Annotated in this window: 1 protein-coding gene; it reads right to left on the bottom strand. The window is 43.0% G+C overall.

The window, feature by feature from the left end; genetic code table 11:
- The coding region (locus tag FD09_RS16145) for a helix-turn-helix domain-containing protein (protein WP_083488014.1) at positions 1–167 on the bottom strand (167 nt) is incomplete at its 3' end.
- Between the last annotated feature and the right edge of the window lie 56 nt (positions 168–223).

Raw genomic sequence — 223 nt, 5'->3', positions numbered from 1 at the left:
GTTTGCGCTAGCCCAGCCTGGTACTCACTATTTAGCCGGTGAAGTTCGTTAAAGATGGTGGTCTTACTAAAGCCTAAGTAGTTAGCGATGTATCGCAAGGAACGTCCTTCATTATGAAGCGTTTCAATGACAACACGGTTCTGGAATGATAAAATAGTGGTGCTCATCAAGGTCCTTCTTTCTAATGGATTGTGTGGTAACACCAGTAAAGACCTTGATGGTT

This window comes from Schleiferilactobacillus perolens DSM 12744 (genome assembly GCF_001435585.1).
Lineage (GTDB): Bacteria > Bacillota > Bacilli > Lactobacillales > Lactobacillaceae > Schleiferilactobacillus > Schleiferilactobacillus perolens.
Note: the sequence above shows the minus strand (reverse complement) of the source record. Positions and strands in the feature narration are given on the sequence as shown.